General features: G+C 60.1%; 4 protein-coding genes. 3 read left to right on the forward strand and 1 reads right to left on the reverse strand.

Translation table 11 applies throughout. The features are described 5' to 3' along the window. The coding region (locus QZ522_RS17835) for a helix-turn-helix domain-containing protein (protein ID WP_294614755.1) at positions 1–260 on the reverse strand (260 nt) is incomplete at its 3' end. Positions 261–353: 93 nt separating this feature from the next. Between QZ522_RS17835 and QZ522_RS17840 the strand changes: the two genes are divergently transcribed. The 3 genes from QZ522_RS17840 (at position 354) to QZ522_RS17850 (ending at position 4593) form a co-directional block, all read left to right on the forward strand. Beyond that, positions 354–1088: a hypothetical protein gene (locus QZ522_RS17840; protein ID WP_294614758.1), complete on the forward strand. Its 735-nt coding sequence runs from the start codon at positions 354–356 to the stop codon at positions 1086–1088. Positions 1089–1183: 95 nt separating this feature from the next. Continuing rightward, positions 1184–2695 (forward strand): Asp-tRNA(Asn)/Glu-tRNA(Gln) amidotransferase subunit GatB, encoded by a 1512-nt coding sequence (gene gatB / locus QZ522_RS17845; RefSeq protein ID WP_294614760.1) that lies wholly within the window; start codon positions 1184–1186, stop codon positions 2693–2695. 269 nt (positions 2696–2964) lie between these two features. Continuing rightward, positions 2965–4593, forward strand: a complete 1629-nt coding sequence (locus tag QZ522_RS17850; protein WP_294614762.1) for an AMP-binding protein — start codon at positions 2965–2967, stop codon at positions 4591–4593. The last annotated feature ends 134 nt before the right edge of the window (positions 4594–4727 follow it).

Here is a 4727-nt window from a genome sequence, read left to right on the forward strand (position 1 = left end):
GCCTGCCCACCGTCGGTTAGGTGATATTCCCAACGCGGTGGGTTGTCCGTGTACTTGTGACGTTCCAACACACCGCCCCCTTCCAGCTTGCGCAGCCGTCCAGACAGGGTATTGGGCGACACCCCCAGCACATCCTGCAAATCCTGAAACCTTCGCGAGCCTTCCAAAAAGAACTCGCGCAGGATCAGCAGCGACCACTGGTCGCCCATTACATTTGATGCCCGCTGGATCGGGCAATTTTGGCGTTCATTCTGTTCCATGCATTTTATTTAGGGTCGTCCCTTGCAAATGTGAAGTCACTCCTCATTTAGAAGTGACTACCACAAATGAAGCCACCATGCTCGGAGACAACAATGTTCGAAACCATCGCCACCTATTATGTGCAGGTATTTGCCGTGATCCTGCCTGCCCTTGTCATCGGATTAATCGCCATTGGTGCCCACCGGTCGGGCCTGTCCCGACCAAGGACTGCCACTGCAATTGGCGTGGTCGCGGCCCTGCTTGGGGTCTGGCACGCCTTATCGGTCAATCTGGCCAAGGCAGGTATTCTAATGCCGCCGTTACAAGCCACCGATCCACCCTATGCCCTGATGCCTTTGCTGGGCGGCGCATTCCTCCTGTGGGCCTTGGGACGTTGGACAGAAACCGGACGCACCATTCTGGGCGGCCTTGACCATATTCATCTGATCAGCATTCAAAGCCTGCGCCTGATGGGCGGGTTCTTCCTGATTGGCTGGGCCATGGGTGACATTCCTTGGCAGTTTGCCCTGCCCGCTGGGATCGGTGACATCATGGCCGGGATCGCAGCCATTCAGGCCGTTCGAGCATTGGACCGAGGCGACGCAAACGCCGAACACCTGGTCCGCCGCGCCAGCATCATCGGGTTGTTGGATTTTGTTGTCGCGGTCAGCCTAGGCATCGTTACTTCGGTTGGTTTCATGCAGCTAATGGCCTTTGATAGCCCCAATATCATCAATGCCTACCCACTGGCCCTGTTCCCTGAATATTTTGTGCCGATCTTCATCGCGTTCCAACTGTTTTCACTTGGCGCGCTTCGCCGTCGCAGCACTCAAATCGCCACCGCATAACCTCCACAAGTGGCCGGACACTGCTCTGGCCACTTGCCCCGCTCCGCTGGCTGGCCTAGAACGCTGACAAACGTGATCAAAGGAGCCGGTGCGAGATGCTCGACCTGACATATGAACTGCCCAAACCCAAGGTGATTTCGGGTGCCAAGCATGACTGGGAACTGGTCATCGGCCTAGAGGTCCACGCGCAGGTTAGCTCTAACGCCAAACTGTTCTCGGGTGCGTCCACCCAGTTTGGTGCCGAGCCGAACTCAAACGTGGCGTTCGTGGATTCGGCGATGCCTGGCATGTTGCCCGTGATCAACGAATACTGCGTTGAACAGGCCGTGCGCACCGGGCTCGGCCTCAAGGCAGAGATCAACCTCTGGTCTGCTTTTGACCGCAAGAACTATTTCTACCCCGACCTGCCGCAGGGCTATCAGATCAGCCAGCTCTATCACCCCATCGTGGGCGAAGGCGAAGTTCTGGTAGAGCTGGGCGACGGCACCGCCCGCACCGTGCGGGTAGAGCGCATCCACATGGAACAGGATGCAGGCAAATCGATCCATGACATGGATCCCAACATGTCCTTTGTTGATCTGAACCGCACCGGCGTCTGCCTGATGGAGATCGTCTCGCGCCCCGATATTCGCGGACCGGAGGAAGCCGCCGCCTATATCGCCAAGATCCGCCAGATCATGCGGTATCTCGGCACCTGCGACGGCAATATGCAAAACGGCAACCTGCGCGCCGATGTGAACGTGTCGATCTGTCGGCCCGGTCAGTACGAGAAATACATGGAAACCCTGGATTTCTCGCATCTCGGGACGCGTTGCGAGATCAAGAACATGAACTCGATGCGCTTTATCCAGGCCGCGATCGAGGTCGAGGCCCGCCGCCAGATCGCGATTGTCGAGGGCGGTGGCGAGGTGACGCAGGAAACCCGGCTTTATGATCCGGACAAGAACGAAACCCGCTCGATGCGCTCAAAGGAAGAGGCGCATGATTACCGCTATTTCCCCGATCCCGACCTTCTGCCGCTTGAAATCGAGCAGGCTTGGGTTGATGGCATCGCGGCCAGCCTGCCAGAGCTTCCGGATGAGAAAAAGGCCCGCTTTGTCAAAGAGTTCGGGCTAAGCGAATATGACGCCAGCGTGTTGACCGCCGATGTGGCCAATGCCGCCTATTTCGACGAGGCCGCGCAGGGGCGCGATGGCAAGCAGACCGCCAACTGGGTGATCAACGAGCTGTTCGGTCGTCTGAAAAAGGACGATCTGGATATTGCCCAAAGCCCGGTAAGCCCGGCGCAATTGGGTGGGATCGTTGATCTTATCGCCTCGGATGCGATCAGCGGCAAGATCGCCAAGGACGTGTTCGAGATCGCCTATACCACGGGTCGTGATCCGGCCGAGATCGTTGAAACCGAAGGCATGAAGCAGGTCACCGACACCGGTGCGATCGAGGCTGCGGTGGATCAGATCATTGCCGACAACCCCGCGCAGGTCGAAAAGGCCAAGGCCAACCCCAAGCTTGCGGGCTGGTTCGTGGGACAGGTGATGAAGGCCACCGGCGGCAAGGCCAACCCCAAGGCCGTGAACGAGATCGTCGCGCAAAAGCTGGCGCTTTAGGGCAAGGTGGCGACGAGGCCTTGAACCACCTCCGGTTCCCCGGCTGAAAACGGCGGTTGGCCGTTGCGGGCGGCCACGTAACCGTCAAACCAATCCGGCAGAACCGCCCTTTTCTCGGCGCGCTTGCAAAATGTCGCCGCACCCGATGGCCTGCGGACCCGCCTGATACCTCAGGCCCCTGATCAGGCCCGAGGCGTTTGGCGTTTGAACAGGCGTGCAAAATCAATACTGTTTCCCAACTCATGCCGCAGGGAATCAGGGAGGGCGCGATGGGCTGGATGAAAGATGAAACCGGGCTTGACCGGACGGCTGCCAATTTCGTGCCGCTGACGCCGCTGTCGCACCTGCGCCGGGCGGCGCATGTTTTTGCGGATCGCGAGGCGCTGGTCTATGGCGGGTTTCGCAAAACCTATGCCGAGTATTACGAGCGCTGCACGCGGCTTGCCTCGGGGCTGGCCGGGCTTGGCATTGCGCCCGGCGATGTGGTGGCCACGATCCTGCCCAATATTCCGGCTCATGCCGAGGCGCATTTCGGTGTGCCTGCCTGTGGTGCGGTTCTCAACACGATCAATACCCGGCTGGAACCCGATACCATCGCCTATATCCTGGATCACGGCGGGGCGCGTGCGGTGCTCTGTGATCCGCAGTTCCTGCCCGCTCTCGCAGAGGCCATCGAGATCATGGACGGCCCCGCGCCGCAGGTGATCGAGGTCGCCGATGATCAGGCCGGCGTACACGGCGCGGGCCATTACATGGACTACGAGGCGTTGCTGGCTTCGGGCGATCCGGCGTTCGAGTGGATCATGCCGGAGGATGAATGGGAGAGCCTGGCGCTGAATTACACTTCGGGCACGACCGGGCGGCCCAAGGGGGTGGTCTGTCACCATCGCGGCGCCTACCTGATGACCATGGGCACGGTCGTAAGCTGGGACTTGCCGCGCTATCCGCGCTACCTGACGATCGTGCCGCTGTTCCATTGCAACAACTGGAACCACACCTGGCTTATGCCGATGCTGGGGGGCATGGTTGTGTGCTGTCGCGATGTCAGCGCGCGTGCGATCTATGATGCGATTGCTGACGAGGGCGTGACCCATCTTGGCGCGGCGCCGATCGTGCTGAATACAATCGTCAACGCCAGGCCCGAGGACCGGCGCAGCTTTGATCATATCGTCGATGTATTCACCGCCGGCGCCCCACCGCCCGCCGCGACCCTGGCCGCGATCGAGCCGCTCGGCTTTGCTGTGACACAGGTCTACGGGCTGACCGAAACCTATGGTCATGTCACCGAATGCCTGTGGCAAGAGGCCTGGAACGACCTGCCCGAAGACGAGCGTTACGGCGTCAAGGCGCGCACCGGCATCCTGATGCCGATGATGGAAGACATCACCGCGATGGACGCCGATACCATGACCCGGATCCCGATGGATGGCACCGCCCAGGGAGAGATCATGATCCGCGGAAACTCGGTAATGAAGGGCTATCTCAAGAACCCCGAGGCCACGGCAGAGGCCTTTCGCGGCGGCTATTTCCACTCGGGCGACATCGCGGTGCAGCATCCCGATGGCTATCTTCAGATTGCCGACCGGGCCAAGGATATCATCATCTCGGGCGGCGAAAACATCAGCTCGGTCGAGGTCGAAGGCGTGCTGATGCGTCATCCGGCGGTGCTGCTCTGTGCGGTGGTGGCCAGACCGGATGACAAATGGGGCGAAACGCCCTGCGCCTTTGTCGAACTCAAAGACGGCGCAGAAACCAGCGAGAGCGAGTTGATCGCCTTTGCCCGCGAGCGGCTGGCAGGCTTCAAGACCCCCAAGACCGTGGTCTTTCAGGACCTGCCCAAAACCTCGACCGGCAAGATCCAGAAATTCGAATTGCGCCAGATCGCCCGCGCGCTTTGATCGTCGGGCCAGAGGTCGCGTTCCGTTGTCTGTCGCGCGACCTTTGGCCCTTTCATCTTTCCAAAAACACTCAAATCCAACCCCGCCCGGCAAAAACCGCCTGCGGCTCGGCTCGCGGATGACCAAGCCCGATT

It is taken from the genome of uncultured Roseovarius sp. (assembly GCF_913054395.1).
In the GTDB taxonomy this organism is placed as follows: Bacteria; Pseudomonadota; Alphaproteobacteria; order Rhodobacterales; family Rhodobacteraceae; genus Roseovarius.

Excerpts from the sequence above, each read along its gene's own strand:
- gatB (WP_294614760.1), top strand. The coding sequence starts at position 1,184 with ATGCTCGACCTGACATATGAACTGCCCAAACCCAAGGTGATTTCGGGT.
- QZ522_RS17850 (WP_294614762.1), top strand. The coding sequence starts at position 2,965 with ATGGGCTGGATGAAAGATGAAACCGGGCTTGACCGGACGGCTGCCAAT.
- QZ522_RS17840 (WP_294614758.1), top strand. The coding sequence starts at position 354 with ATGTTCGAAACCATCGCCACCTATTATGTGCAGGTATTTGCCGTGATC.